This is a genomic window from Monashia sp. HAY1-5C (assembly GCF_056755255.1).
Map to the genome: position 1 here is coordinate 1 of NZ_JBPGXG010000061.1, position 25175 is coordinate 25175.

Annotated in this window: 25 protein-coding genes and 1 pseudogene; 12 read left to right on the top strand and 14 right to left on the bottom strand. The window is 68.3% G+C overall.

All coding sequences use genetic code 11. The features are described 5' to 3' along the window. Nucleotides 1-69 precede the first annotated feature (69 nt). Entirely contained in the window at nucleotides 70-834 is a 765-nt protein-coding gene (locus tag ACR9ZK_RS11030) for an SDR family NAD(P)-dependent oxidoreductase (protein ID WP_481341954.1), read from the bottom strand. Between the two features lie 103 nt (nucleotides 835-937). Between ACR9ZK_RS11030 and ACR9ZK_RS11035 the strand changes: the two genes are divergently transcribed. Next, the gene (locus ACR9ZK_RS11035; protein ID WP_481341955.1) at nucleotides 938-1828 is read left to right on the top strand and encodes a helix-turn-helix transcriptional regulator; all 891 of its coding nucleotides are present in this window, start codon (nucleotides 938-940) and stop codon (nucleotides 1826-1828) included. Nucleotides 1829-1873: 45 nt separating this feature from the next. Here the strand turns inward: ACR9ZK_RS11035 and ACR9ZK_RS11040 are convergent, their stop codons facing one another. Together ACR9ZK_RS11040 and ACR9ZK_RS11045 are read right to left on the bottom strand one after the other, a co-directional pair. Next, a complete protein-coding gene (locus ACR9ZK_RS11040) occupies nucleotides 1874-2335 on the bottom strand; it encodes a GrpB family protein (RefSeq protein WP_481341956.1) in 462 nt (153 codons plus the stop codon). Between the two features lie 286 nt (nucleotides 2336-2621). Continuing rightward, nucleotides 2622-3017 (bottom strand): YybH family protein, encoded by a 396-nt coding sequence (locus ACR9ZK_RS11045; protein WP_481341957.1) that lies wholly within the window; start codon nucleotides 3015-3017, stop codon nucleotides 2622-2624. A gap of 751 nt (nucleotides 3018-3768) precedes the next feature. Between ACR9ZK_RS11045 and ACR9ZK_RS11050 the strand changes: the two genes are divergently transcribed. Beyond that, nucleotides 3769-3927, top strand: coding sequence for a hypothetical protein (locus ACR9ZK_RS11050; RefSeq protein WP_481341958.1), 159 nt, complete (start codon nucleotides 3769-3771; stop codon nucleotides 3925-3927). A 9-nt stretch (nucleotides 3928-3936) separates the two neighbouring features. Here ACR9ZK_RS11050 and ACR9ZK_RS11055 read toward each other — a convergent pair whose 3' ends face one another. Together ACR9ZK_RS11055 and ACR9ZK_RS11060 are read right to left on the bottom strand one after the other, a co-directional pair. Further along, nucleotides 3937-4104 carry a hypothetical protein gene (locus ACR9ZK_RS11055; protein WP_481341959.1) on the bottom strand — a complete coding sequence of 56 codons (168 nt, stop codon included), beginning with the start codon at nucleotides 4102-4104 and terminating at the stop codon, nucleotides 3937-3939. 377 nt (nucleotides 4105-4481) lie between these two features. Then, the gene (locus ACR9ZK_RS11060; RefSeq protein WP_481341960.1) at nucleotides 4482-5015 is read right to left on the bottom strand and encodes a CGNR zinc finger domain-containing protein; all 534 of its coding nucleotides are present in this window, start codon (nucleotides 5013-5015) and stop codon (nucleotides 4482-4484) included. Nucleotides 5016-5089: 74 nt separating this feature from the next. Between ACR9ZK_RS11060 and ACR9ZK_RS11065 the strand changes: the two genes are divergently transcribed. From ACR9ZK_RS11065 to ACR9ZK_RS11085, 5 genes are all read left to right on the top strand, one after another. Continuing rightward, complete coding sequence (locus tag ACR9ZK_RS11065; protein ID WP_481341962.1) at nucleotides 5090-6316, top strand: MFS transporter; 1227 nt, start codon at nucleotides 5090-5092, stop codon at nucleotides 6314-6316. A gap of 217 nt (nucleotides 6317-6533) precedes the next feature. Beyond that, nucleotides 6534-6866, top strand: a complete 333-nt coding sequence (locus tag ACR9ZK_RS11070) for a hypothetical protein (protein WP_481341963.1) — start codon at nucleotides 6534-6536, stop codon at nucleotides 6864-6866. 737 nt (nucleotides 6867-7603) lie between these two features. After that, the gene (locus ACR9ZK_RS11075; RefSeq protein ID WP_481341965.1) at nucleotides 7604-8035 is read left to right on the top strand and encodes an ester cyclase; all 432 of its coding nucleotides are present in this window, start codon (nucleotides 7604-7606) and stop codon (nucleotides 8033-8035) included. Between the two features lie 439 nt (nucleotides 8036-8474). Continuing rightward, nucleotides 8475-8879 carry a hypothetical protein gene (locus ACR9ZK_RS11080; RefSeq protein ID WP_481341966.1) on the top strand — a complete coding sequence of 135 codons (405 nt, stop codon included), beginning with the start codon at nucleotides 8475-8477 and terminating at the stop codon, nucleotides 8877-8879. Between the two features lie 465 nt (nucleotides 8880-9344). Further along, complete coding sequence (locus tag ACR9ZK_RS11085) at nucleotides 9345-10250, top strand: sugar phosphate isomerase/epimerase family protein (protein ID WP_481341967.1); 906 nt, start codon at nucleotides 9345-9347, stop codon at nucleotides 10248-10250. 616 nt (nucleotides 10251-10866) lie between these two features. On the opposite strand, the gene ACR9ZK_RS11090 is transcribed toward ACR9ZK_RS11085, so the two are convergent. Continuing rightward, entirely contained in the window at nucleotides 10867-11169 is a 303-nt protein-coding gene (locus tag ACR9ZK_RS11090; protein ID WP_481341968.1) for a hypothetical protein, read from the bottom strand. A 450-nt stretch (nucleotides 11170-11619) separates the two neighbouring features. Here ACR9ZK_RS11090 and ACR9ZK_RS11095 point away from each other — a divergent pair, with 450 nt between their 5' ends. Beyond that, the gene (locus ACR9ZK_RS11095; protein WP_481341969.1) at nucleotides 11620-11907 is read left to right on the top strand and encodes a DUF7669 domain-containing protein; all 288 of its coding nucleotides are present in this window, start codon (nucleotides 11620-11622) and stop codon (nucleotides 11905-11907) included. 27 nt (nucleotides 11908-11934) lie between these two features. Here the strand turns inward: ACR9ZK_RS11095 and ACR9ZK_RS11100 are convergent, their stop codons facing one another. Then, complete coding sequence (locus tag ACR9ZK_RS11100; RefSeq protein WP_481341970.1) at nucleotides 11935-12357, bottom strand: DUF1003 domain-containing protein; 423 nt, start codon at nucleotides 12355-12357, stop codon at nucleotides 11935-11937. A gap of 316 nt (nucleotides 12358-12673) precedes the next feature. Here ACR9ZK_RS11100 and ACR9ZK_RS11105 point away from each other — a divergent pair, with 316 nt between their 5' ends. Then, the gene (locus tag ACR9ZK_RS11105) at nucleotides 12674-16255 is read left to right on the top strand and encodes a hypothetical protein (protein ID WP_481341971.1); all 3582 of its coding nucleotides are present in this window, start codon (nucleotides 12674-12676) and stop codon (nucleotides 16253-16255) included. A 198-nt stretch (nucleotides 16256-16453) separates the two neighbouring features. Here the strand turns inward: ACR9ZK_RS11105 and ACR9ZK_RS11110 are convergent, their stop codons facing one another. After that, nucleotides 16454-17371: an SDR family oxidoreductase gene (locus ACR9ZK_RS11110; protein ID WP_481341972.1), complete on the bottom strand. Its 918-nt coding sequence runs from the start codon at nucleotides 17369-17371 to the stop codon at nucleotides 16454-16456. Between the two features lie 324 nt (nucleotides 17372-17695). On the opposite strand from ACR9ZK_RS11110, the gene ACR9ZK_RS11115 reads away from it, so the two are divergent. The 3 genes from ACR9ZK_RS11115 (at nucleotide 17696) to ACR9ZK_RS11125 (ending at nucleotide 20846) form a co-directional block, all read left to right on the top strand. Beyond that, nucleotides 17696-19024: an ABC transporter substrate-binding protein gene (locus tag ACR9ZK_RS11115; protein WP_481341973.1), complete on the top strand. Its 1329-nt coding sequence runs from the start codon at nucleotides 17696-17698 to the stop codon at nucleotides 19022-19024. A gap of 95 nt (nucleotides 19025-19119) precedes the next feature. Continuing rightward, nucleotides 19120-19995, top strand: a complete 876-nt coding sequence (locus ACR9ZK_RS11120; RefSeq protein ID WP_481341974.1) for a carbohydrate ABC transporter permease — start codon at nucleotides 19120-19122, stop codon at nucleotides 19993-19995. Next, nucleotides 19995-20846, top strand: a complete 852-nt coding sequence (locus tag ACR9ZK_RS11125; protein WP_481341975.1) for a carbohydrate ABC transporter permease — start codon at nucleotides 19995-19997, stop codon at nucleotides 20844-20846. Before ACR9ZK_RS11120 ends, ACR9ZK_RS11125 begins: the two co-directional genes overlap by 1 nt. A 94-nt stretch (nucleotides 20847-20940) precedes the next feature. On the opposite strand, the gene ACR9ZK_RS11130 is transcribed toward ACR9ZK_RS11125, so the two are convergent. The 6 genes and pseudogenes from ACR9ZK_RS11130 to ACR9ZK_RS11155 all read right to left on the bottom strand — a co-directional run. Further along, nucleotides 20941-21633: a GTP cyclohydrolase II gene (locus ACR9ZK_RS11130; protein WP_481341976.1), complete on the bottom strand. Its 693-nt coding sequence runs from the start codon at nucleotides 21631-21633 to the stop codon at nucleotides 20941-20943. After that, on the bottom strand, nucleotides 21630-22400 hold the full coding sequence (locus tag ACR9ZK_RS11135; RefSeq protein WP_481341977.1) for a RibD family protein: 771 nt from the start codon (nucleotides 22398-22400) through the stop codon (nucleotides 21630-21632). Before ACR9ZK_RS11135 ends, ACR9ZK_RS11130 begins: the two co-directional genes overlap by 4 nt. After that, nucleotides 22393-23364, bottom strand: coding sequence for a lysylphosphatidylglycerol synthase domain-containing protein (locus tag ACR9ZK_RS11140; RefSeq protein WP_481341978.1), 972 nt, complete (start codon nucleotides 23362-23364; stop codon nucleotides 22393-22395). Before ACR9ZK_RS11140 ends, ACR9ZK_RS11135 begins: the two co-directional genes overlap by 8 nt. 103 nt (nucleotides 23365-23467) lie before the next feature. Beyond that, the gene (locus ACR9ZK_RS11145; RefSeq protein WP_481341979.1) at nucleotides 23468-24517 is read right to left on the bottom strand and encodes a glycosyltransferase family 4 protein; all 1050 of its coding nucleotides are present in this window, start codon (nucleotides 24515-24517) and stop codon (nucleotides 23468-23470) included. Between the two features lie 10 nt (nucleotides 24518-24527). Then, nucleotides 24528-24923, bottom strand: coding sequence for a 6-pyruvoyl trahydropterin synthase family protein (locus ACR9ZK_RS11150; protein WP_481341980.1), 396 nt, complete (start codon nucleotides 24921-24923; stop codon nucleotides 24528-24530). A gap of 2 nt (nucleotides 24924-24925) precedes the next feature. Beyond that, nucleotides 24926-25175: pseudogene (locus tag ACR9ZK_RS11155) on the bottom strand (hypothetical protein); the annotation flags it as partial.

Here is a 25175-nt window from a genome sequence, read left to right on the forward strand (position 1 = left end):
TCCGTCGTCGGCAGCGTCAGATGTGTATAAGAGACAGGGACGGAAGCCCACCGCCGCGGGGACCATGGGTCAGAGCCGCAGGCCGCCGGAGGCTTCGATGCGCTGGCCTGTGATCCAGCTGCCGGAGGCGGTCGTGAGACCGACGACGGCCTGGCCGACATCCTCAGGAGTGGCCAGACGCTGCAGGGCGGTCAGCCCGATGATGGTCCTCTGCAGGTCGGGGTCTGAGCGCAGGTGAGCGTCGCCGAAGTCGGTCGGCACGGCGCCGACGGCGAGGACGTTGGCGGTGATCCCGCGATCGCCGTACTCCAGCGCCTGGTAGCGGGTGAGCACCTCGATGGCTCCCTTGGCGGTGGCGTACGGGCCAGAACGGGCGAACGCCATCCGGGTCAGGGCACTGGAGATGTTGACGATGCGGCCGCCGTCGACGAGCAACGGCTCCAGGGCCTGAGTGAGGAAGAACGGGCCCTTGACGTGCACCCCGAAGACCTGGTCGAACTCGGCCTCGGTCGTGTCCTTGAGCAGGCTGTACAGCGCGGTGCCGGCGTTGTTGACCAGGATGTCGAACCGCCCGTCGGGCAGCTCGCTGCGCAGCGTCTCCACGAAGGCGGCGAACGAGGCGATGTCGGTGGTGTCGAGGTGCAGCGCGACACCGCGCCGACCTCTGGACTCGATGGACGCGACGACGTCGCGCGCTTCGGCCTCGCTGCTCTTGTAGGTGATGACCACGTCGAGACCTGCATCGGCGAGTGCCAGTGCGGTAGCGCGCCCGAGCCCGCGGCTGGCGCCGGTGACCAGGGCAGTGGTGGGGTGGTTGGTGTTGTCATTCGTCATGAGTCCCAACGTGGTGCCTGGCACGACTCGGTGAAAGAGACCCGTGCATCCACGGACTCCCGGTCTCTGGATGAGGCACGCTCCCTCACCGAGAATGGGCCCCATGGATCGTGAACTTCTAGCCGACTTCCTGCGCCGGCGCCGCGAGGCGCTGCAGCCCGAGGACGTCGGGCTGACGCGTGGTCCCAGACGCCGCACCGACGGCTTGCGCCGTGAAGAGGTCGCGTTGCTCGCGAGCATGTCGACCGACTACTACACCCGCCTCGAGCAGCAGCGTGGTCCGCAGCCCTCACCTCCGATGCTCACGGCGATCAGTCGAGCGCTGCGACTGAGCCGGACCGAGCGCGACCACCTGTACCGGCTGGCCGGTCATGTCCCTCCGCGCAGTGACATGCGCAGCGACCACGTGTCACCAGGCGTGCAACGGGTGCTCGACAGACTCGACACGCCGGCCATGGTCACCAACGACCTCGGCGAGGTGTTGGCACAGAACCCCTTCGCCATCGCACTGTTCGGCGACGAGTCGCGCTTCGCCCCTGAGGACCCGAACAGGTCCCGCTTTCACCGCTGGTTCACCGATCCGCGCGAACGCGCGCTGCACCCTGTCGAGGAACAGCCGACCTACTCCCGTTCCTACGTGGCAATGCTCCGCCTGGCCGTTGGACGTCACCCGGACGATCCCCGTGCCCGCGCCCTGGTCGATCGCCTCCGCGCCTCGCCGGAGTTCGACGCACTGTGGGCGGGTCACGATGTCGCCTGGAGGCCGGGGCCGGAGCGCAAGACGTTCCTGCACCCGCAGGTCGGCCGGATGGAGCTCGACTGCGAAAGCATGTCAACGGACAGCGATGTCCAGATCCTGCTCGTCTTCACCGCGACGCCGGGCAGCGAGTCCGCCGAGCGCCTACGTCTGCTCGGCGTCCTGGGAAGCCAGACCTTCTCCCCGGCCGCCATGCAGCCGTCGCGAGAAGACCCGACCGCCACAAGAACGTGGTGACCACAGACGGTGCTCTGAGCGGTCGAGCGTCTTCGAGGGGTGGTGTCACGTTTGCTGTCGTGCGCGGTCCTTGATCTGGGTGATGACGTCCGTCTTGGCGTCGGAGTAGGCGTTCATGTCGGGCCAGTCCTGGGCGGCGAGGTCACGTTTGGTGCGCGCGTAGAGCTCGCGGTCGGCTTCGTCGCGGCGTAGGTGATTGCGGCGGAGAAGGTACTCGCGGATCTGCGGATCGTCGGTCTCGAGGATGTGTACGTGGACATCACGCTCGGGTGTACGCACCAGGCGGTGGCCGGGCTCGCGGACCCGCAGGACGTAACCGGCGGTGAGGAGTTGGGGCAGGTAGTCCTCTTCGGCGGTGATGTCATTGACGACGACGAGAATGTCCACGATGGGTTTCGCGGCGAGGCCGGGTACGGAGGTCGATCCGATGTGCTGAATCGCTACGGCGCCCCGCGGTCCGAGCGCTGTGGGGATGCAGTCCTCGTGACGTTGGTAGGCCTGGGCCAAGCGGGGTCTGGATCGACGACGACGAGCTCGCGCTTCTCGACGCCACCGACTAGCTCGGCGATCGTTACGTCTGCACGTCGATGAGGGCGGGGCGCAGGAGGCATCAGACGAGCGTAAGCAGCCGCGCTTGCTCCCGACAACTGCTAGCACGGACGTCCGCATTTGCCGCGGATGGCGCGTTCGATCGTCCGGGTTGAGGGCGTCGGTCTCATCCCGTCCTCGGTCGCCAGGAGCGGGCTGGCCAGTCAAGAAGGCGCAACGGGTGGAGGCTGGGAAACCGTCGGCCTTAATCGCGAGCGGTGAAGGAGTGGTGCTCGTGAAGGACTGTCCAGTGATCGCCCACCTTGCGCAGCCCCACAGTAAGGCGTAGACGTCGGTCCGGGATGGCCGCAAGCTCCTCAGGAGTCCCGCACCGAAGCAAGCCGTATGCGAATGCCACGTCTGGGCCGGCAACAACCTCCAACGACAAGAGATCGAAGGTGGCCCTCTCCTGCCACTTAAAGAACCCCGGCCACGTCTGCTCGTATGCGGCCAACCCGCGTACCCCATCCTCGGGTGGCGGGACGTCGTACATCACGATTTCCGGAGCGTGATGCGCCAGGACAGCCTCTAAATCGCCCTCGTGCGCAGCGATAGCCCACCCTTCGATGAGGTTCCGGATGGCCACTTCGTCGTCGTTCATCCTGCGCACCTCCGTTTGACAGGGTGTTCACCCCTTCGCGCACTGGATCGGTGGGCGCCATGTCCGCTCGTCCAGAACAGCGGGCCACCTTCGGTCCCACCATGCCACTCACGGCTCACGCTTGAGGGACAACTGTGCTGACGCTCGGTCACCGACGTCGTCACGTGCTGGAAGCCCCCAGTGCAGAATCCACCCCAGCAGACGTCCTCTCTTGCCGCTGACTGGGCGTGGTCCAGGCGAGCTATCGAGAGTCGGGGAACGGATTGGGGGCCGGCCGGTGTCGGGATAGTTGTGGCATCGAATCGTGCTGGCCGGCTGACGCGCGGCATCTGCGCCGTGCTGCTGGGAACGTCCGTAGCAGGTTGCGGGGCTGACGCGATCATGACGCCGGTGAGCTTCCACGACGCGAGGGTCGTGCGTGGGGATGCGACCCTCATCAGGCTGTCGGCCGATTCGTGCAAGAGCCAGCCCTATCAGGTGAGGATCTCGGAGTCGGCTCGCGAGGTCCGTATCGCACTGGCCGCCGCCACACCCGAGGGCCCGCCGTTCCCAGCGTGCAGCGATCTGGTGGCGGTGCGCCTCAAGAAGCCGCTCGGCTCACGGCGCCTGTGGACGCCACCACCGATCGCCAAGTGCCTCATTGAGCAGGACCGCACCTTCTCCCCCAAGCAAGAGCATCCGCAAAATGCCGCAGAGATCACGGACACTGCGTATCGTTCCAACGCCAGTCAAGAGAAAGTGAGGCGGCATTGTGGCATTCATCTGGCTCGGGCTGACCTTGGGCATGCTCGCCACTGTCACCATGTTCGGCGGCACTCCCGTCGAACTGGTGGTCTTCTTGTTCGCGGTATCCGCTGGCTGCGTCATCTGGGGCCTCATCCGACTGCTGAGGGCTCGAGCATCCGCCTGACTCGCACGCTCATGCCGCCGATGGCGCCCGGTCGATCGTCCTCGTGATGAAGGGCCCTCTGGGCTGGCCTGCCGCGCCTAAGCCCGTCAGCGGCTGGCCGGCGGCATACGCGTAGGGGGCGGTGTCGGTGAGGGCGTCCGAACGGATCAGCCGGACAACGCTGTCGGGCTGGGTCATGTCGCCGAACCTAGCGCGGACGGCGTAGGGGCTCTGGCAACCCGGCCAGACCTCTTGTCGGCCGACCAGGCCGTGGTTGCGTGCGACATCCGCAACCCTCCGCGAGCACCTTCTCGAAGTCCTTGCGTGCCTGAGACTTCTTGCCCTCGGCGAGATACGTCTGCCCCGGTTCCAACAGAGCCATGCGGCGGAGAGCAGGGGGACGCGACCGCGGCGCCAGTGCGGCCTTCAGGGCCTCGCGCGAGGCCTCGTAGGGGCCCTGCGCCCGAGTGGAGTGTTATGGCCGATTCGCGAGTCTGAGTACGAGGAGGCACAGGGTCATCGCCGCCAGTACACCTCCAGTGTCCCGGCGGATTGGCTGAAGGCTACCCGGCTGGTCAGGCCGAGGGCTTGCCGCGGTAGCGGCGCACCTTGGCGCGGTCGCCGCAGGTGCCCATGTCGCACCAGCGCCGCAGCTTGCTGCGGGAACGGTCGAGGAAGGGGTGCGTGCAGCGGTCATCGGCGCAGAAGCGCACGACGGCCCCATCGGTGCGGTCGAACAGTTCCACTCCGGCCTGGGCCACCGCGGCGAGACAGGCGCCGGCGTCTCCTCGGCGTACCCGTCGCCCGTCCGGATCGAGAGTCTGCACCGGTCGCGGCCGGCGAGCGACGCGGTTGAGCGCCAATCGGCTTTGTTCGGGTAGCGGCGTCTCGTCGACCAGTGAGCGCACCAGGAGGTGCAGGTGTTCACGGAACCGGCGCGCCTGCGCGAGGTGGGCGGCGTCCACCTTCGGCTGACGGTCGACGAGTCCCGCTTCGACGTACCACCTCGCAAGGGCCGCACCGCTGGCCAGGCCCTCCTCGTCGGCGGTTCCGCGTTCGCTCAGCGTGCCGACGAAGTCCAACGCGGCATTGCCGGCGACATGCAACATAGCCATGTCACTAGTTTGACCGGTTACACGGTTGGTGGCAACGTCGACGGTGTAACCGGTCGAAGGAGTGTCATATGGGTGACAAACGCATCGGTACGTATGTGCTGGCTGCGGTGCTGGTCCGGTGCATGGACGCCGGCGCGACCGTCGGTTTGGTGCTGCTGTGCGCGGCCTCGCACGTGCCGTCGCCGTTGCGCACTGCCGGGCTCATCGGCGCCGCGCTTACCGCTCCCCACGCCCTCGGGTTCCTGTCCGCTCCGCTGCTGGACCGCGTCGCCGACCCGCGCCGTGTCGTGGCGGTGGCAGCAACCGTCTTCGCCGCCCTGTTGGCGCTGGTCACCACGTGGCTCGGTGCCACGCCGCTGCCGCTCGTACTGCTCCTGGCGCTCGGTGCCGGCGCGGCCGGTCCGATGCTCACCGGTGGCCTGAGCAGCCTCGCGGAGGGCCGTACCACCGACGACCGAACCCGCCGCCTGCGCGCACTCGATGCTCTCACCTACGGCGTGGCCGGGGCCGGCGCGCCGGTTGTCGTCTCCGTCCTGGCCGCCGCCGCCTCACCGCGCGGCGGGCTGCTCGCGCTGAGTGCCCTCGGCCTCGTGGGCGCCTTCCTGGTCCTGGGCTTGCCGGCGGCGCGGACGTCACCGGCTCGGGTTCCGCGCGCCCGCCAGCACGCCGAGACCGAGCTGCTCCACGGCGCCGACCCGTCGGGGCCCGGGGTCCGCGCCGGACCGGCCGCAGTCTTTCGCCACGTCCAACTGCGCCGCGTCGCGCTGCTCACGTGGGTCGGCGCGTTTCTGATCGCCGCGGCCCTGCTTGCAGGGATGAGCCAGGGCGAAAAGCACGCCAGCGGACATGGCGGGTGGGTGGCCGCGGCCTTTGGGCTCGGCAGCCTGACCGGCGGGCTCGCCTTGACTCTCCACCCGCCCCGGATGTCACCCGAGCGTGGGATGACTCTCCTTGTCACCCTGATGGCTCCGGTGCTCTTCGCGGTCGTCGTCCTCGGCGGGTGGTTCCCGGTGCTGATGGCGACGTACGCAGTCCTTGGCCTCGTCATGGCAGCACAGACCGTGCTGAGCCTCGCCGCCAGAGGCGAATATGCCCCGCCGAGTGCCCGCGGCTCTGTCTTCGTGACCGTCGCGGGGACGAAGGTGGCCTTCTCGTCCGCCGGGACGGCTCTGGCTGGCTTGGTGGCCGGGTTCGGTTCCCGATCGACGCTGGTGGCCGTCGCCGGAGTCGCGCTTGTCAGTGCGGCCTTCGCCGGCCTCGGGGTGCGGCGTTTCCCAGCCGAAGGTCGGCCGTAGACCGTACGGTGTGTCGTTCACCACGGACGGCACTTGTCACCGTGAGGGTGGCCGACGCGCGGCGGAATGACGTGGGCTGATTGGTGAGGGATCAGGACCGAACGTCACTGTCGAGCCTTCGACGCCGACGTTTCGGGAAGGCGGCTTCAACCCGAAGCATGGGGTCGCTGCGCGGTGCCAAGATGTGAGGGTGGCGTCAGACACTGGGATGGTGGCCTTGGGTTTCGGCAAGTTCGCGCGGGCGGATCGCATCTTTGCCCTCGAGCGAATCACCGGAGAGGGACGTGGTGATGGTCGCCGCACCCGGGTGTGGATCGATGGCATCGCTGATCCGCTGATCGCCTCACGGACTGAGGCCACCATCCTTCGAGACATGGGCCAGGAAACTGCTGTCGTCGGCCCCGAGTTAGACGAAGCCTTGGACCTAGCCGCACGTTTGGCGGCTGCGGCTAAAGAGGGCCGGGTGGATCTGAGCGACCTTGGCCGTCGAGCCCGGAGGCTTCTTGCCTCAACGACAAGGTCTGCATCTGGCAGCGACGCGACCGATTGAGTGACACCGTTCGCTCGATCGGACGGGAGAGAACCAAACCGAAAATGGTGCTTCGCATTGTGCGCCCCCATGTGGGCCATGTCGAATCGCATGCAGATTGCTCCGGCAGGTTCGCTGGCCATCGTGCCGGCATGCGGGTTTGCATGCCAGCCAACAGCGTTGCGCATTGTTTCAGTCGGGAGGGTCACGAGCTTGTAAGCGCCGCAATGGCAGATGACCACGGCCGATCAAAGGAGCTCGGGACTACTAACGGCTGATGTCTCCGCCGCTGAGCCATATCAGGCGTTTCCCTGGCCGCATCAGGACCTGGGGCATGGAAGATTGCCTATCCCGGCTCCGCGCCACCATCTGGGTGAGCAAGAGGACGTCGGCGTCACGTGTCGATGTCCTGGTCGGGCCTCTCGCGGCGCTCTGCCAGCTCTGCTCGCAATCGCCGCTCGTGGCGGCGCAAGTCAGCCACCCGAGCGGTCTGGCCAGGCAGCGGCCTCGACCCGGACCTTGCCTCCTCACGTAGGCGGTCCTCTGTCCGAGTCAACTCGAGGATCAACTCTTGGATGCTCAGGTGAGACAGGTCTGCCTCGGGCTCACTCCGCGGACCAGACACGTCTTCAGAATACGTCTGATGCGGTCACGTGACCCCCTCTGACTGACCCAGCGGAGGCACGCCGATGTGGGTGCGCGAGTCCGGGGTCAGGGTTAGATTGGCGGCATCATGGCTGCGGACGGGGATGATGCCGATGTCCACCGACGACAACAAGCGGGTCGTGGTCGAGTTCGTCCGACGTTGCCAAGATCAGCATGACCTGGCCTACGCCGACGAGGTCTTCCACCCGGGGTTCGTGAACCACTACCGGCCCGAGGGGCGGACCATTCCGAGCACGGAGCGACCAGCGAGCGGGTTCCAGGCCTTCTACGGGCAGCTGCTACAGGCCTTTCCGGATGCCCGCATGCAGATCAACGACCAGATCGCCGAGGGCGATCTGGTCAGTACGCGGAGGACGTTGCGCGGTACTCATCGCGGCGAGCTTTGGGGACTGGAGCCGACCGGCAACCACATCGAGTTCGAGTTCATCGACATCTTCCGCATCTCCGATGGCCTGCTCGTCGAACACTGGACATCCATGGACCTCGGCGCCTTGAAGAGCCAGATGCGTGGGAAGACTGCTTAGACCATTCGAGTCCCCTTCCCAGACGAGATGGGCCGTCGCTAGCGGCGGTGAGACGCGCGGTTCATGAGAGTGGTTCGGCGTTCCGAGTTGGCGTCAGGCGCAGGCTCCTGCGAGTGGGTCCTTGAATATCGGCGGCGTCCGAGCCCAGGCGAGGCATCGGAGTCCCGGAAGAACCCGGATCGCGTCTTCGCGGAATTCCTCGGGAATCGCCTTCGGCATGGTGCACGTCCTTCCAGCGCCGACACACATCGACGCAGATCCGATGTCCCCTATCCGTGCAGCAGACCCGACCGCACCCAAGCCACTAGGACGAGCGCAGCAATCCACGTCGCAAACCATCCTCGCTGAAAGGCCATGGCGGGTGACTCGAGGCGGTCGTGAGGCGGGGTGGGAGCGCGCGGTCCTATGAACGTCGGGCACGGTCGCCTACTCTCACGGCATGAACGAGTTCCTGGCGGCCCTCGCTGGTGCCGTCGTCGGCGGGCTCATCACGGCGGTGACGTCTTGGCGCCTGCTCAAGGCGCAGTGGGGGCGGGAAGATGCAGCTCGACAGGAGCGCGCCATCTGGGACGAGATCGAGAAGATCCACAATGCCCTCAAGAGCGTCCACATCGACGGCCCCCGGCTCGACCCCGGCGTCCTCGTAGAGCTGCAGATTCGACTTGGGCGGCTCGGCAACATCGTCGAGGCCACGCATCCGGCTCTGTACACCGTGATCGATGAGGTCATGACGAAGCTGAACAGTCCCCTGAGGTCCACGTGGCAAGAAGGGGTCGACGACCTGCTCAACCTCAGCCTCAACTGGCTGCGGGACCCGAAGACGCTGGGGCGGCGCCATTCGTGAGCGTGCACGCGGGCTGCAGCAGGATCTGCGTCACAGGCGAGACCGTGCAACGTGACCGGCTCCCGGCGGTGTGACGGAGGTACGGATGCGACATCGCGACGTCGCATGCATGCGAGGAACTGCTCGCGGTTCTTCGCGTGACGCCGCGCTCGTGCGGGATTCGGCGGTGTCGTGGACAAGACATTTCCTCCACATTTCCTCCCCAGATCGGTCCCCCCGAATGTGATGTTGGGTTCGTTGTGCTGCGGTTCAGCGGGACGGCCAGTGCCGGGTCGCAGGAACGGGTCACCAGACCGCCCAGATGGGTCGCGTCCTGGCCGGGTCTTCCCATCCATCGTTTGTCCTGACATGCTGACATGAGTTGCGGGCGGGCCGCGGCTGACGATCACTGGAAGGACGGCGTGCATGAAGATCGGGCTCATCACCGACTCGCTGGGTCACCTCTCGTTCGAGGACGCGCTGGACGTGGCCCAGCGGCTGGGGTTGGACTCCGTGGAGGTGGCCACCGGTAACTGGTCGGAGGCCCCGCACATCGACCTTGCGGCGGTGCTGGCCTCAGAGGGGGCGCGGCAGGAATTCGCGGGCAAGGTCACGGATCGGGGTCTGAGCCTGAGCGCCCTGAACGCCAACGGCAACCAGCTGCACCCGGTCAGCGGGCCGGCACACGACAAGGTCTTACGAGACACCATCGACCTGGCGAGCGCCCTCGGCGTGTCGACCGTGGTGTGCATGTCCGGCCTGCCCGCAGGGCGGGGCGACTCGGTGCCCAACTGGATCACCTCATCGTGGCCGCCGGAGAACCTCGAGGTGCTCGCGTACCAGTGGGACGAGGTCGCCATCCCGTACTGGAGAGAGCTGGCGGGCTTCGCCCGTGACCGCGGGGTCCGCCTGGCGATCGAGGCCTGCTTCAACCAGCTGGTGTACAACCCGTCCACGCTGCTACGGCTGGTCGACGCTGTGGGCGACGACGTGATCGGCGCCAACCTGGACCCATCGCATCTGATGGGGATGGGCGCGGACATGCCGGCCGTCATCCGGGCGCTGGGCGGTTCGATCATCCATGTGCACGCCAAGGACACCCGGGTCGACAGCGTCGTCACCGCCCGCGATGGACTGCTGACCTCGCACCCGATGGAAAGGGCGAACCTGCGCTCGTGGAACTACGTGACCCTCGGTCTGGGCCACCCGGCCGGGGAGACCTTCTGGGCCGAGTTCGTCTACACGCTGCGCTCGGTTGGCTACGAGGGCACCCTGAACATCGAGCACGAGGACGTGCTCGTCAACTCGGTCGAGGGAGTCAGTAGGGCCGCGCGGCTGCTCCAACGGGTGGCACTCGTCGAGGCGCCCGACTGGAAGCCGGCCGACGTCTGACCGCCGAGGGAGAACCCCGCTCGCCACCGATGCGCGCGGACGTGTGGGGCACATCGATGCCGGGGTCGTCGGTGCTCACGGGTCGGCAGGCCGCGAAGTGCCGCAGCATGAGCCCCACCTCCGTGGGCGGTTATGCCACGAATCCACGCACCGTCGGGAACACTGCCCCCTGAGACGAGTCGCCACCTCGTTCGTTGCCCTGGTCAGCCTTGGCTTCCTTTCCGCTTGTGGACCCGAAGCGCCCACTCCTGCGGTTACGTTCACCTATACACCGCCTGCAGCGGAGGCGCCGGCGGCCCCGGCTCGCGACTCTAGCTTGCGCACAGATCGAGGCTCAGAAGTCGGTCATTCTCCCTCAATGCTGACGGCTACGCCGACAGTTGCTCGAGCGAGGACGACCAGATGCTTCAGGCAGCTGGCTGCTGAAGTGCGCGTCGCACGGCCAGTCCCGGGTGCCCGGGGCCGGCCCCTTCGAGTGGCGGCGGTATGACCTGGCCCGATCTGGCTGGCCAGCCCGCGACGACTGTGACCCGGACTGCCTGGCAGTCCGGGTCACAGGTCACCGGTGCGGACTCCGGTACCTCGCTCGGTTTGGGGTCATCGCGGCCAGTGCAGTTCAGGCATGCGTAGGTGCCCTGACCTCGTTGACCACTTCGAACACCGTCTCCTGCGGGGGTTCGGTGAACCCGCCGGGGATGCCTTGCTGCATGCGTGGCATCAGGGTCGAGTCGCGGAATGTCTCCCAGCTCTCCTTCGTGTCGTGCACGGCCACGATGGTCCAGCCGTCTGCAGACGGGCCGGCCGCGTGGAACACCTGCCCGGCCGGTAGGCTCCCGTCGGCCGGGTGAACCGCCGCGATCGAGGCCTCGTACTGATCCTTCGTACCACCCTTGAACTGGTGAACGACGCCGTAACTCATGAGGCTGCCCTCGCTTCTTCGGGTGCACCCCGGCCCGGATAGGGGCGGCCCGGGAAAGTCTCGGCGGGGCGTCTCGACGCTACGCTCGGGCCGAAGACGTTGTCGATGGACAAACCAGCCCACGGCGTTTCCAGTTCCCGCCCTGTGGCGCGGACTGGTCTGGCTCGTCGAGGACATTGGCGGAGTCGGACAGACCGCCGCCAGTTGGGTCGCCGTCATTGAATCCAGTCGAGATGGCAGGAGGTTGGTGTTCGACATGGCATGCTCGCCGGCGATCTGACGACCAGGTCAGAGCCACGGATCGCCCCGCAGACTGTGAGGGATCTTGACTGACGCTAGCCGGCCGCTCACCGGCCGAGTCGACAGGCGTCCCCAAGCGGCGGAAAGACGCGCCTGACTTGCGCTTGCGCGAGCACCTCCCCGACCTTCGGGGGCGGGAGCCTTGAACCCATGACGGATCGTCGGTCGTCCACCGTTTGGGAGCTCCTTCGTGAGTTCGCGCAAGCGCAGACGGGCACCTTTACCTCCCAGGAGGTCATCTCCTGGTTTGGGCGCCACGCGGCGGGGAGAGCCACAGACGGTTCGATCCGAGTCCACACTCGCGGCGCCAGCTGGAACGTTGCAGATCGGTCGCAGTTCTCGCACCGGGAGCCGTTCCTCACACGAGTCGATCGGGGACTGTTTCGTCGAGCAGCCTCCTGCGCCTCACGTCGAACCATCTGCGGCAAATGCGGATGATCCGCAGTGGATGGAATCTTGCTCGGGTCACGGGCTGGTGTCTCCGTCGCTTGGGTCCGTAAGCAGGCGGCGATGGAGTTCCGTGGTCAGCACGTGTATTTGGCGCGTCAAGTCGGTGTTCGTCTTGAGCTCAAGCTCCGACTCTTTGAAATCGTGCGCCGCTTTAGCCGACGCAAATGCGGCCTGACGGTTCTGGCCGATCATGACGAACGTCGACAGGAAGATCGCCTCGAGCGAGACGACCAGCGTCAGGGTGGGCCAAGGGCTCCTCTCGAAGACGAGCATCCACACCGCGAACACCGCGGCGTGTAGGTACACGAACCCCATCGAGCCCGCGAAGGCCGTGATCCTGTCGGCCGTTCGCAACTGGAAGTCTTCGGCGCGCTGCTGAAGGATCTCGTTGAAGGCGGGATGCCTGTGTTGCTGCGCGGGAACGGTCACATCGCTCATGCGGATCACCGTAGGACCGAACGACACGGACGTCGCGCTGCTCCTGGCCACGAGGATCGAGCTTCTCTGCCTGGCAACACGCGTGGTTGGTGTGCGACCCGGGCGATGTAGAGCGCGATGCCCCTGCCTACCGCAAAGCGAACTTCGCTAGCGGTCCTGCTGGTCGGGCACTCCGGGTGTCCAGCGTCTCGCACGCTCATCGGCAGGATGAGGGCAAGAGGCACCCCGGCCGGCAAGCGGCGAAGTGACGCAATCGATCTGGGCGACTCGCTACGGGTTGACCCCTGATGTCGTCGACTTACTGCATCGTTGCACCGTGACCCTCTTCGGCCCTTTCTCGGTTGGCGCAGACGACATCGAGCGGATTCGCTCTGCGGATTTCAGCCAGTTCGTGAACCGACTACTCGAAGCCGAAGTTGCCGCTGGCGGAATGGCGGGAACTGCATTGGAGAGCACCTACCGCGACAACACCGCCGACGGAGGAGTTGACGCGGCCCTGCGGCAGGCGACGAAGACTACTTGGGTGCCTGCTGGCGAGAGCGCGTGGCAGTTCAAGGCCGGGGATCTCCCACCGGCGAAGTGCAAAGAAGAGCTGGGAGGCGCGGCGTACGCGTCGGAAATCCTTAGATCTGGTGGCAAGTACCGCCTGGTTCTTGGACACTCAATGACCTCGGCGAAGATCGCCAGCCGTCGAAATGCACTGCGCGAGAGGGCGAAGGAACTTGGGATCTCCTTGGAGCATGACTCGATCGAAGTCATAGGCGCCGACGGCTTGGCGCGTTGGGTCCAGCAATACCCGGCGCTAGCTGTCAGCCCACTGCTCGGTGGCGCTGGCTATGTCGGACAGACCTTCGAGGAGTGGTCGAGATCGCGCCGGCACCAAGGGGAGTGGATAACCTCCGAGAGCCGTCAGAACGCGATTGACGGCATCCGAGAGGTTCTCGAAGGCGACTCCCAGCGAGACATTCACATTGATGGTGTGAGCGGTCTGGGCAAAACACGGCTCGTGTTGGAGGCATTGCGCGGCCATGCCCTTGAGCCGCTCACCGTCTATGCTCCGGCATCTGACGACTTTCAGTCGCCAACCCTTGCCCTGCTGCAGGCGCAGGGGCGAACCGCGGTCGTCGTAGTTGACGAATGCGATGCCCGACGGCATGAGGTTTATGCGTCCGTCATGGCTCATGACACTTCCCTGCGTCTAGTGACCATGGGGGAACCGACCGGCAGCTCCACTAGGTCGGCGATGGTGGGGCTCGAAGGTCTTGAGGACGGGGCAATGACGTCGCTCCTTCGAGCGAATGAGCCAACACTCTGGGCCGAGGCGATCAGTGTGATCGTCCGTCTTGCCGACGGCAACGTCGACTACGCGTTGAAGGCTGCGAAGGCCCTGCTGGCGGCCGGTGGTGGGTATGCTGGGGGGCTGGTCAGTGAGGCCGACATCAGCAGGTTCATTACGGACCAACTTCCCGAGGGGGCACTTTTTTTAGCCTCGGCAGTCCTTGCCCTGTTTAGTCGGATAGGTTTCGATGCCGAGGTCGCCGGTGAGCTCCAACTTGTGGCGGCTCGACTTGGGATTCCAGAGTCGGAACTGCGCAGCGCTGCGCGGCACCTTGAGCGCCATGGGCTCCTTACCCATCAGGGACGTTTCAGGAGCGTAGGTCCCCAACCAGTGGCCCTGTACCTGGCTTCGGTTGCATGGCAGGAATTTGGGAACAGCATCGTTGGCGAGCTGCTGCCGCAACTCGATGAAGACATGACCGAACGGCTGTTTCGTAGGGCGGCGGACATCGGTGATCCCGAGGTATCGCGTCACGCGGTCGAGCGGGCGATGGCCGCCGACGGCGTGCTTGGGTCGTGGGAGCAGCTTGCAACGGGTGGGCGCTCGCGGCTCTTAATGCATCTCGCCGTCCTCGCCCCCACGGCGACAGCTGTTCGGCTCGAGGCGCTCATCAGCGAGGTGACCGAGGCCGAACTTGCCGCATACAAGTCGATCCGGCGGGACCTTATCTGGGCTGTCGAGAAGTTGGTATGGCATACAGAAACCTTCGAGGTCGCAGCCGACATGCTGTTACGTCTGGCAATCGCGGAGAACGAAGACTTCAGCAACAACGCGACGGGAACCTGGGTAGGTCTCTTCGGGACCATGCTGCCGGCGACTGCTGCTGGCCCGGAGACGCGTCTCGCATACTTAACGGACGCCGCAGGTGCGCATGACCCGCGTATCCGGCGGTTATTCGTCAAGGCAGCGAATCATGCGTTGGACCGACACGAAACAACGATGGTTTCTGGCGAACTCCAAGGCGGGACGATTGTCGAACCTCGTGGGACTCCTGCGACCTACGGCGAAGCGTGGAGCTATCGAAACGGAGTGACCGACTTGCTTCGTGCGATGGTCTCGGACGAGCCTGAGCCAGAGATCGCCCAAGAGGCGCTCACGGTTTTGGTCTCGGCTATCCATCCGAGCCTTGAAATTCCTCCCTTGATGGCTCACCTCGCCGACGCGCTAGCTTCACTGCGTGGCGCAGACCTCAGGCTGGTCCGCAAGGAGATCGAGAGCCTCCGCTCACTCTTCGTACGTGCCGAGGTGTCCGACGCGAGGCCGGCGGCTCTGGAGGAACTGGCAGCCCAGCTGCCACCTGAATCACTGAATGATCGACTCTGGGCCCTTTCGCAGATGAACTCGTGGGACAAGGAAGACGGCCAATTGGCTCAGGACATAGTGGCGGCGGCAGCTGCCCTGGGAGACGGCCAGGGGCCTGGCGCGCTACTGGGGCTCCTCGCCGACGGCGAGCCAGCTGCTGCCTTCGAGATCGGACGAGCACTCGCCAATTTCGCCTCCGAACGGTTCCAGTACCTAGAGGATCTTGCGCGGTACGTGGGCCGTCCGAATAGTGCAGCGATCGTCGGCTACCTCTGGCAGATCACGGAGGCCGGGGACGACGCGGCGTTCGACGACTTCATAGACCGCATTGACGCGACCGCACTGCAGAAGGTCGAACTTACTGTGCGAGGCCCGATCAGTGACCGCGCCAACGAGCGTCTGAGTCACCTGATCGACGAATTGACGGTGGCAGACGGCGCACGGCTGGTGTTCAGGTGGATGCGAGACGCGACGGCAGACCAACTCGCTGATCGAGTTGACGCCTGGCGTTCAAGAATGGCAACGCAGATCGACTACAACGCAACCGTGGACCTTGTCGCACTCTGGCTCCATGGCCGTCGCGACGCCGCGAACGATCGGCTGCTCGACACAATCGCCGTCCTGCTGGCCGAACGACAACGCTTTCCGCACGTCGGTCAGCAGACCTGGGACTGGAGTCAGTTGGCCTCGACGACGCTCGAGCGTGATCCAGCAGGGCTGGCGGCACTCATGTTGGACCTAGTCGCTGAGGACGCGCTGAGCATCCATGACGGATCCGATGAGCAGACCGTGCTCAAGGCGGCGATCACCAACGGTGGACCACCAGCCTGGCGTGCGGCGATCGAACGAGTCGCGAGTGGGTCATGGAGGCTCGCGTTTTCGGCTCGGGGCTGGCTCGCTGACTGTGTCGATGTCGACTCAGCACGGGAGTGGGTTGACGACGACCTCGATCGCGCGCGTGCCCTCGCGTCCGTGGCAACCCTTGGCGGAGAACGAATAACCGATATTGCAACGTTCCTGCTGACAAGGTTCGGTGACGACCAGCAGGTCAGTTCGTCGTTATATGGCGAGTTCGAGAGCGGCATGTGGTGGGGTTCAGAAGCAGACCGGATCGCCGGTCAGATAAGTCGGGTCCGCGGATGGATCGACCAGCCTGGTGTAAACAAGGAAGTCAAGAGATGGCTTAGAGAACTGATCGTCAGTCTTGAGGCATCCCGAGTTCGCGCGAAGCAGCGCGAGGCGGAGGAGCACTTCTGAGCGAGTGTGTCCACGATGCCCCCGGCCAGGCAATCGCCAGCACGTCATTCTGGGCGGAATGGGCGCCCTTCGGAGGATGCGAGCCCGGGGCGTATGGGGGCGGCGGCGCGTCACCCCGTGGGCGACCCAGAAGCCGGCCGCGCGGTGGTCAGAGGGTGGCACTTCTGTGGGTGCGGCAGCGATCACGGGTTTCGCACATCAGTCGGGCAGGCGGGTCCCGGTGAGGTTCTCCGCCACGGCCCAGAGTGACTCGGCGAGGGTTGGACGGCGGGCGGAGCGCGGGTGCGTGACGAGCGTGGCTGAACCAGCCAGCCCGAAGCGTCCGCTCGGCCCGTAGAACGCACCCTGGGTCGCGGTCGGGTCCGCGATTGCGTGTAGCAGTGGCTCGGTCCCCTGCTCGACCTCCTGCACCGGCAAGAAGCCCAGGCGCGTGTAGAGCGGCGGCTTGCTGCCGTCACGGCCGATGCTCGCCCCGGCGATCTGGAGGTTCGTGCGCGTGTAGCCGGGGTGGGCCAGGGTGCTGAGCAGCGGCCAGCCGCGTTCGGTGGCGACCCGCGCGAGATGGATCCCGAGGAGGCTGTCGGCCAGCTTGGACTGGGCGTAGGCGCGCCACGGGCTCCACCGACGCGAGGTCCACTGGAGGTCCGCGAAGTCGATCCGGCCCATCGCCGCGGCACCGCTCGTCATCGTCGCGACCCGCGGCTGGTCGCCGGCGAGCAGGAGCGGCAGCAGGAGGTTGGTGAGGGCGAACGGGCCGAGGAAGTTCGTCCCGAGCTGCAGCTCGAACCCGTCGACCGTCTCGAACCGGCGCGGCGGGGCCATGACCCCGGCGTTGTTGACGAGGACGTCGATCGGGCGGCCCTGCGACACCATCGAGTCCGCGAACTCACGCACTGACGACAGGTCGGCGAGGTCGAGACGTCGGACGGTCACCGAGGCCTCGGGCACGGCGTCGAGGATCTCGGCGCGGGCCGCGTCGCCCTTGTCCGTCGAGCGGACCGCCATGACGACGTCGGCTCCGGCCGCGGCGAGTCGCCGGGCGGCCTCCTTGCCGGTCCCGCTGTTGCTGCCGGTGACGACGACGCGCCGGCCGGTGAGGTCGGGGAGCTGGTCCATGGGTGGCCTCTCGGGGTCGTGCGGCGGGGTCGTGCGGCGGGGTCGTGCGGCGGGGTCGTGCGGCGGGGTCGTCCCGAGGGGTCGTCCGCCCGGGCTGCGTGCCGACCCTAGCGACAACGCACGAGCGGGCACGGTGATGCCCGACGCGCCCCTTCGCCGCCGGTCCCGCCCCGCCGCTCCACCGCCCAGCTTCGTGAGTCGCCCACTCTCACAGGGCCGACCGAAGGTGGGCGGCATACGATCGACAGCGGGCGGGTACCTGTCACGCCGGGGCCCGGCCACCGACGTCGGTGCCCGTGTGGCGGGCAGGAAGGACTCAGGGGAATGTCGGACCAGCACACCCAGCACAGCGAGCACAGCCAGCTCTCCGGCGCGTTCAGCCGCCGGACCCTCCTCGGCCTCGGCGGCGCGGCGGTCGTCACCGGCGCACTCGCCGCGTGCGGCAGCAACACCGGCCGCCAGCCGGCCGAGTCGGGTGGGGCGTCGGGCGGCGGTGGTGGCGGGACGACGATCCAGCAGTGGTACCACCAGTACGGCGAGGCGGGCACCCAGCAGGCCGTCGAGCGCTACGCCGCCGCGTACAAGGACGCCACGGTCAAGGTCAGCTGGAAGCCCGGCGACTACGACCAGTCGACCGCCGCGTCGCTGCTGACGAACGCCGGCCCCGACGTCTTCGAGTACGGCAACGGCCCGACGATCGACATGATCAAGGGCAACCAGGTCGTCGAGCTCACGGACCTGCTCGGCGACGCCAGGAGCGACTTCAACCCCGGCATCCTCAAGCGGATGACCTACCAGGACAAGGTCTGGGCGATCCCCCAGGTCATCGACATGCAGCTGCTCGTCTACCGCAAGTCGATGCTCGACAAGGCCGGCGTCACGCCGCCGCAGACCATCGACGAGCTCGTCGCAGCCGCCAAGAAGCTGACCCAGGGCGACGTCAAGGGCCTCTTCCTCGGCAACGACGGCGGCGCCGGCCTCATGGGCGGCCCGATGCTGTGGTCCGCGGGCCTGGACTACCTCACCGAGGACAACAAGTTCGGCTTCGACGACCCCCGCGCCGCCACCGCGCTCGGCAAGCTGCGCGAGATGTGGGACGCCAAGGTGCTCCTCCTCGGCGCACCCAAGGACTGGTTCGACGCGTCGGCCCTCACCGCCGGCCTGACCGCGATGCAGTTCACCGGCCTGTGGACCTTCCCCGACATCAAGAAGGGCATCGGCGACGACTTCGGCGTCATGGCCTGGCCTGCCCTCGACGGCAGCGGCAAGCCGTCGGTGCCCGTCGGCGCGTACGGCTCGTGCGTCAGCGCCAAGGCCAAGGATGTCGACGCGGCCAAGAAGTTCGTCAAGTGGCTGTGGGTCGACCAGACCCAGGACCAGCTCGACTTCGCCACCGCCTACGGCTTCCACATCCCGTCGCGCACCAGCCTCATCAGCCAGGCCTCGACGCTCAAGGAGGGCCAGGCCGCCGACGCCGCCAAGCTCGCCACCGACGTCGGTCACGCGCAGAGCCCGCTGCTGTGGACGCCGAAGTGCGCCACCGCCTTCGGCGACGCGATGAACCGCATCGTCAAGGAGGGGGCCGACCCGGCCGGCGAGATCGCCAAGGTCAAGGCCGTCGCCGAGCCGGAACTGAAGCGGGTGCTCGCCTGAGCGCGCCGGCCACGACGAGCCGGGCGGACGCGTCCGGCCCCCTGCCGACGCGTCCGCCCCTGGCCCAGCGGCTGCGCGGATACCAGAACCGCAACGTGTGGTTCTGGCTCTTCGTCGGCCCTTTCGTCCTCGGGCTCGTCGTCTTCGTCTACGTGCCGATCGCCTGGTCGATCTACCTGTCGTTCTTCGACGCGTACAACACGGTGACCCCGACGACGTTCGTCGGCGCCGCGAACTACCTCGACATGCTGCGCGACCCGGCCTTCCGCAGCAGCCTGCTCACCTTCGTCGCGTTCGCCGTCTTCATCGTGCCGACGACGTTCGTCCTCTCGCTCGGGGCGGCACTGCTCGTGGCCCGGACGCGGGTCATGCAGGCGTTCTTCCGCTCGGTGTTCTTCCTCCCGACGGCCTGCTCGTACGTCGTCGCGGCCCTCGTGTGGAAGATGTCGATCTTCAGCGGCATCCGCTCCGGCCTGGCCAACGCGGTCCTCGGCTGGTTCGGCGTCGACGCGATCCCGTGGCTCAGCCTCGCCGACCCGCCCTGGTACTGGCTCGTCATCGTCACGGCCCGGCTCTGGCTGCAGGTCGGCTTCTACATGATCCTGTTCCTCGCCGGCATCCAGCGGATCAGCCCGACGCTCTACGAGGCGGCGGCCATCGACGGCGCCGAGGGCTGGAAGGTCTTCCGCCACATCACCCTGCCGCAGCTGCGGGCGACGTCGACGGCGGTGCTGCTGCTCCTGCTCGTCAACGCGTTCCAGGCCTTCGACGAGTTCTACAACATCCTCTCGACGTTCGGCACCTACCCGCCGTACGCCCGGCCGCCGCTCGTCTACCTCTACTACACGGCGCTCGGCTCGGGCCAGGACTTCGGCCACGGATCGGCCGGCGCCGTCATCCTCACGCTCATCATCGCCGTCGTCGCCGTCGTGCAGGGCCGGCTGCTGCGCATCGGGGACCGGGAGGCCTGATGGCCGTCGTCCGCAGCCGGGGCCGGTCCCGCGCCACCGGGTGGGCCCGCTACAGCGCGCTCGTCATCGCGGCACTGCTGTTCCTCGTGCCGTTCTACCTCGTCGTCCGCAGCGCCTTCATGCGCGAGCCGGACCTGTCCGCGCCGGACTTCCACTGGCTGCCGCCGCACTGGAACACCGCCAACCTCACCGACCTGTTCGCCAACCCCGCCATCCCGATGGCCCGCTCGCTGCTCAACTCCGGCCTCATCGCCGTGACCCAGACCATCGGGGTCCTCGTGGTCTCGGGTCTGGCCGGCTACGGCCTCGCCCGCATCCCGTACCGCTGGTCCAACGCCGTCTTCTACTCGATCACCGCGACGCTGCTCATCCCCGCGGCCGTGACCTTCGTGCCGAGCTTCGTCCTCGTCTCGACGCTCGGCTGGATCTCCACGCTGCGCGGCCTCATCATCCCCGGGCTGTTCCAGGCGCTTGCGACGTTCCTGTTCCGGCAGTTCTTCCTGAACTTCCCCCGGGAGATCGAGGAGGCCGCCTTCATCGACGGCCTGTCCTATTGGGGGACGTTCTGGCGCATCGTCGTGCCGAACTCGATGGGGTTCGTCGCCGCCATCGGCACCATCACCTTCATCGGCTCGTGGAACGCCTTCCTCTGGCCGCTCGTCATCGGCCGCGACCAGGAGTCGTGGACCGTGCAGATCGCCCTGTCGACGTTCCTCACCGCGCAGTCGGTGCAGGTGAGCCAGCTGTTCATGGCCGCGCTCGTCGCCATCCTGCCGCTGCTGCTCATGTTCCTGTTCCTGCAGCGCTGGATCGTCGAGGGTGTCGAGCGCACCGGCATCGCCGGCGACTGACGCGTCCGGCGACTGACGCGTCCCACGGGCCGACGCGTCCCGCGAGCTACGCGTCCGCGGGGCGACGCGGCCCGCGGGGCACGCGTCCGGCGAGCTACGGCATCCGGTCCGGGAGGTCGAGCGTGTGCGCGCCCCGGCTGGCCTTGGTCGCCAGGTAGTGCACGTTGGCCGGCGAGAGGTGGACGCCGGTCGGTACGAGCCCGGTCACCTCGATGCCGAGACGCTCGAGCTGGGCCGGCTTGTCGGGGTTGTTCGTCAGCACCCGGACGCGCGGCACGTCGAGGGCGAGCAGCATCTGGGCGGCGACGGTGTAGTCGCGCTCGTCGGCGCCGAAGCCGAGGGCGAGGTTGGCCTGGTAGGTGTCGAGGCCGCGGTCCTGCAGCACGTAGGCGTCGAGCTTCGGGTAGAGCCCGATGCCCCGCCCCTCCTGGCGCAGGTAGAGCAGGTAACCGCCGCTCGATGCGAGGCGGCGGACGGCCTCGTGCAGCTGCGGCCCGCAGTCGCAGCGCTGGCTGCCGAAGACGTCACCCGTCAGGCACTCGCTGTGCAGCCGGACGAGCGGGGCCGAGTGCGGGCCGTGAGGTCCAGCGGAGGCGGCCGGGTCGGCGAGGTCTCCGAGGGCGAGGGCGACGTGCTCGAGACCGTCCACCAGGCCGGTGAAGGTGTGCGCGAGCGCCGTGGTCGTGAACCCGTCAGCGAGCGCGAGCGGCACCACGACCGCCGTGCGGACGGTCGCGGGTGGTGGCGTCGGACCCAAGAGGGGGTCGCTGCCCATGGCCTCGCTCACGGAGCCTCCGTCCGGGCGGGGTCGGGACGTGACGACAGCCCGTAGCGCAGCAGCACGACGTCGCCGATCTGGCGCACCTCGGCCAGCTCGGCCCGCCGCTGCGGGTTGAACGGGAAGGCGGCGTCGCCGACGAACCGGGTGGCGCGCGAGCTGCCGACGAAGAACGGCGCGACGACCAGCTGCAGCTCGTCGGCGAGGTCGGCGGCCAGCACCTGGGTGTGCACCGTGCCGCCGCCTTCGACCATGAGCCGCCGGACGCCACGCGCCGCCAGGTCTGCCCAGACACCGTGGAGGTCGCACGAGTTGCCCGCGTCGACGACGGTCGCGCGGTGGCCGATCCGCGAACGTGCCCCCTCGGCCACGGGTGACGTGCAGTACACGAGCTTCTCGGCGCCGTCGTCGGCGAAGAAGCGGGCCCCGGGGTCGAGGTCGGCGCAGCGGGTCAGCGTCACCTTCGTCGGTGACGCGGGCAGCCCGTGGGCGACGCGCTCGGCGCGGCGGGAGGCCGAGCGGACGAGCAGGCGGGGGTCGTCGTGGCGGATCGTGCCGGCCCCGACGAGGATCGCGTCGGACGCGGCGCGCTCGGCGTCGACCCGGTCGAAGTCGGCGTCGTTGGACAGGAGCAGACGCTGCGGGGACGGGGCGTCGAGGTAGCCGTCGATCGACATGCCGCAGCTGAGCACGACGTACGGACGCGCCGGCGCCTGCGCCCCCGCGGGCGTCGGCCCACGGCTGGTCTCGGCGGCGGGGGTGAGGGCCTCAGGCATGCGCGCCTCCCGCGACGGCGTCGACGCGACGCGTCCGGTGGGCACGTCCTCGGAGCAGCAGGACCGCTGCGCCCGGCAGGCTGGCCACGAGCACCAGTCCACCGTAGACGACGGCGACCACGACGCCCTGCCCTGCGCCGAGCCCGACCGCGCCGAAGGCCCACGCGGCGGCACCCTCGCGCGGTCCCCAGCCGGCGACGTTGAGGGGCACCGCGGCCGCGAGCAGCACGACGAGCGCCACGGGCACGACCCGCACCGGCGGCACGGCCACCCCCGCGGCGCGCGCGGCCAGGACGAACGTGCCGACGTGGCCCGCGACGGCGAGGGCCGAGGCAGCCACCACGCCCGGCCACACCCGTCGGGCGAGGAGCCCACGGCGGAGGTCGGAGCGCGCGGCCCGGACGATCCGTGCCGCACGGGTGCCACTGCCGCGCAGCCGAACCCGAAGGACGAGCAGGACGGCCGCCGCGGCCACACCACCGGCGAGCGCGAGGAGCACCATGTGCTCCTCGACCCACGCCCGCAGCGGTGACGGCACGGCGACGAGGGCGGTGACGGCCAGCCCCGCCTGCACCACCTGCCCGGCGGCCCGCTCCCACACCACGGCGCGGACGCCGCGGCCGAGGTCCCCGGACGACCGGCCGTGCGACACCGCACGGTGCACGTCGCCCGCGACGCCGGCCGGCAGCGTCACGTTGAGGAACTGCGCCCGGTAGGACGCCGCGACGGCGTGCAGGAGCGACAGGTGCAGCCCGAGGCCCCGCGCCACGAGGACCCACCGCCACGCCGCGCACACCGTCGTCACGACCGTGACGGCGACCGCCGCGAGGACGGCGGGGACCAGGGCGGCGGCGTCGACGTGACGGACGGCGTCGGCGACCGGTCCCGGACCGACGCGCCACGCGAGTACCGCCACGAGCACGGCCACACCGAGCGGCCGCACCCACCGCCGCGCTCGCACCATCTGCGTCTCCTCCGCACACCGGGGTCGTCGACGCCGTGGCGGCGCCACCCCCGAGGACGCCGCCCGGGCCCACCGGGTTCAGCGCCGACGCGTCCCGCGACGGTCAGGGCGTCAGCGTCGCGAGAGCGTCGGCGACCGTCAGCGCGGTGTCCGACCACGGCCTCAGGGCGTTGCGGCGGTCCACCGCCCCCCGCCTGAGCCGGTCGCGCGTGGCGGCATCGGTCAGCCAGGTCCGCAGCGCGCGGGCGAGGGCCGACGCGTCGCCGACGGGCACGAGCAGCCCGGGCAGGTCCCGGGCCCGCTCTCGGGCTCGGTCCGTGCCGGCCAGCGTCCGGGGCAGGCCGCCGGCATCGCTGGCCACGACGGGCAGGCCACGGGCGAGGGCCTCGGTGACGGCCATGCCGTACGTCTCGAGCCGCGACGGCTGCACGAGCAGGTCGGCCGCTGCGTACGTCCGCTCGAGCTCGTCGCTTCCCAGCGGGCCGGCGAACGTGACTCGGTCCGCGATGCCGAGATCGCGCGCCCGCCGGCGGAGGTCCGCGGCGAACGATCCGTCGACCTCGAGGGAACCCGCCACGACGCAGTCCCACGACAGGCTGCCGAGCGACCCGAGCGCCTCGACGAGCACGTCGTGGCCCTTGAGCGCGGTCACCGCACCGACGCAGAGCAGCGACCCGCCCCCGGCCGTGCCGAGCGCGAGGGCCGCTGGGTCGGCCCCCGGCTCTGCGACGTGGACGCGCGCCGCGTCGAGTCGGTGCAGCCGGAGCAGCCGGTCGCGCGACCAGGTACTCGTCACCACGACGGCCGAGGCCGCCGCGAGCACCGCACGCTCGGGCTCGCCGCCGAGCGGCAGGTGGACGAGGACGACGAGGGGCGCGCGACGGGCGAGCGGGACGAGGACCTCGGGCGAGCGCGACGCGAGCAGGCCGTCGACGATGACCGGTGCACCGGACCGGACGCGTCCGACGGCGTCGGCGAGCGACCGCCGCGCCACGGCGTCGGGCTCGGGCCAGCGTCCGGCCACGAGATGCTCCTCGACGGTCCAGCCGAGGGCGGTCATACCGGCCACGAGGCGCCGGTCGTAGGTGTTGCCGCCGCTGGGTCGCGCCGGGTCGCGCACGGCGTCGGGCACGACGACGTGGAGGGCGGGCACCCTCAGCCCCTCACAGGGAGCGCTCGTACGAGGCCCAGGCCACGTGCGACTCGTGCAGCGTCACGACGAGGGCGGTGAGCCGGCCCGGCTCGGTGCCGAGCGCCCCGGACGCCACCCGATCGGCGAGCCGGTCGGCGACCAGCCGCGCGAGGACCTCGGTCGAGGTGTTGCGCCCGAGGCCGGGGTCGTCGTCGAGGTTGCGGTAGCTCAGCGCACCGACGACCTCGCGCACCTGCTCGGTGGCCAGGCCGATGTCGAGGAGGATGCCGTCGGCGTCGAGCTCGGGGCCGCGGAAGGTCGCGTCGACGACGAACGTCGCGCCGTGCAGCCGCTGCGCCGGGCCGAACCGCTCACCCTCGAAGCTGTGGGCGACCATCATGTGGTCGCGGACGGTGACGCCGAACATCGTTACCCCGCTTGGTCGGTGGAGCTGTCGGTGGAGCTGTCGGTGGAGCTGTCGGTCGGGCTGGTGGTCGAGCCGGTGGTCGCGTACGTGATGACGTGGCAGAGGGCCGCGAGGCTGCCGTCGGCGAGTCGCGGGAGCACCTCGGGCAGGTCCTCGAACGGCGAGCTGCCGGAGACGAGTGCGTCGAAGGCGTCGTCCCGTAGCAGGCCGAGGGCCTGTCTCTTATACACATCTGACGCTGCCGACGACGGA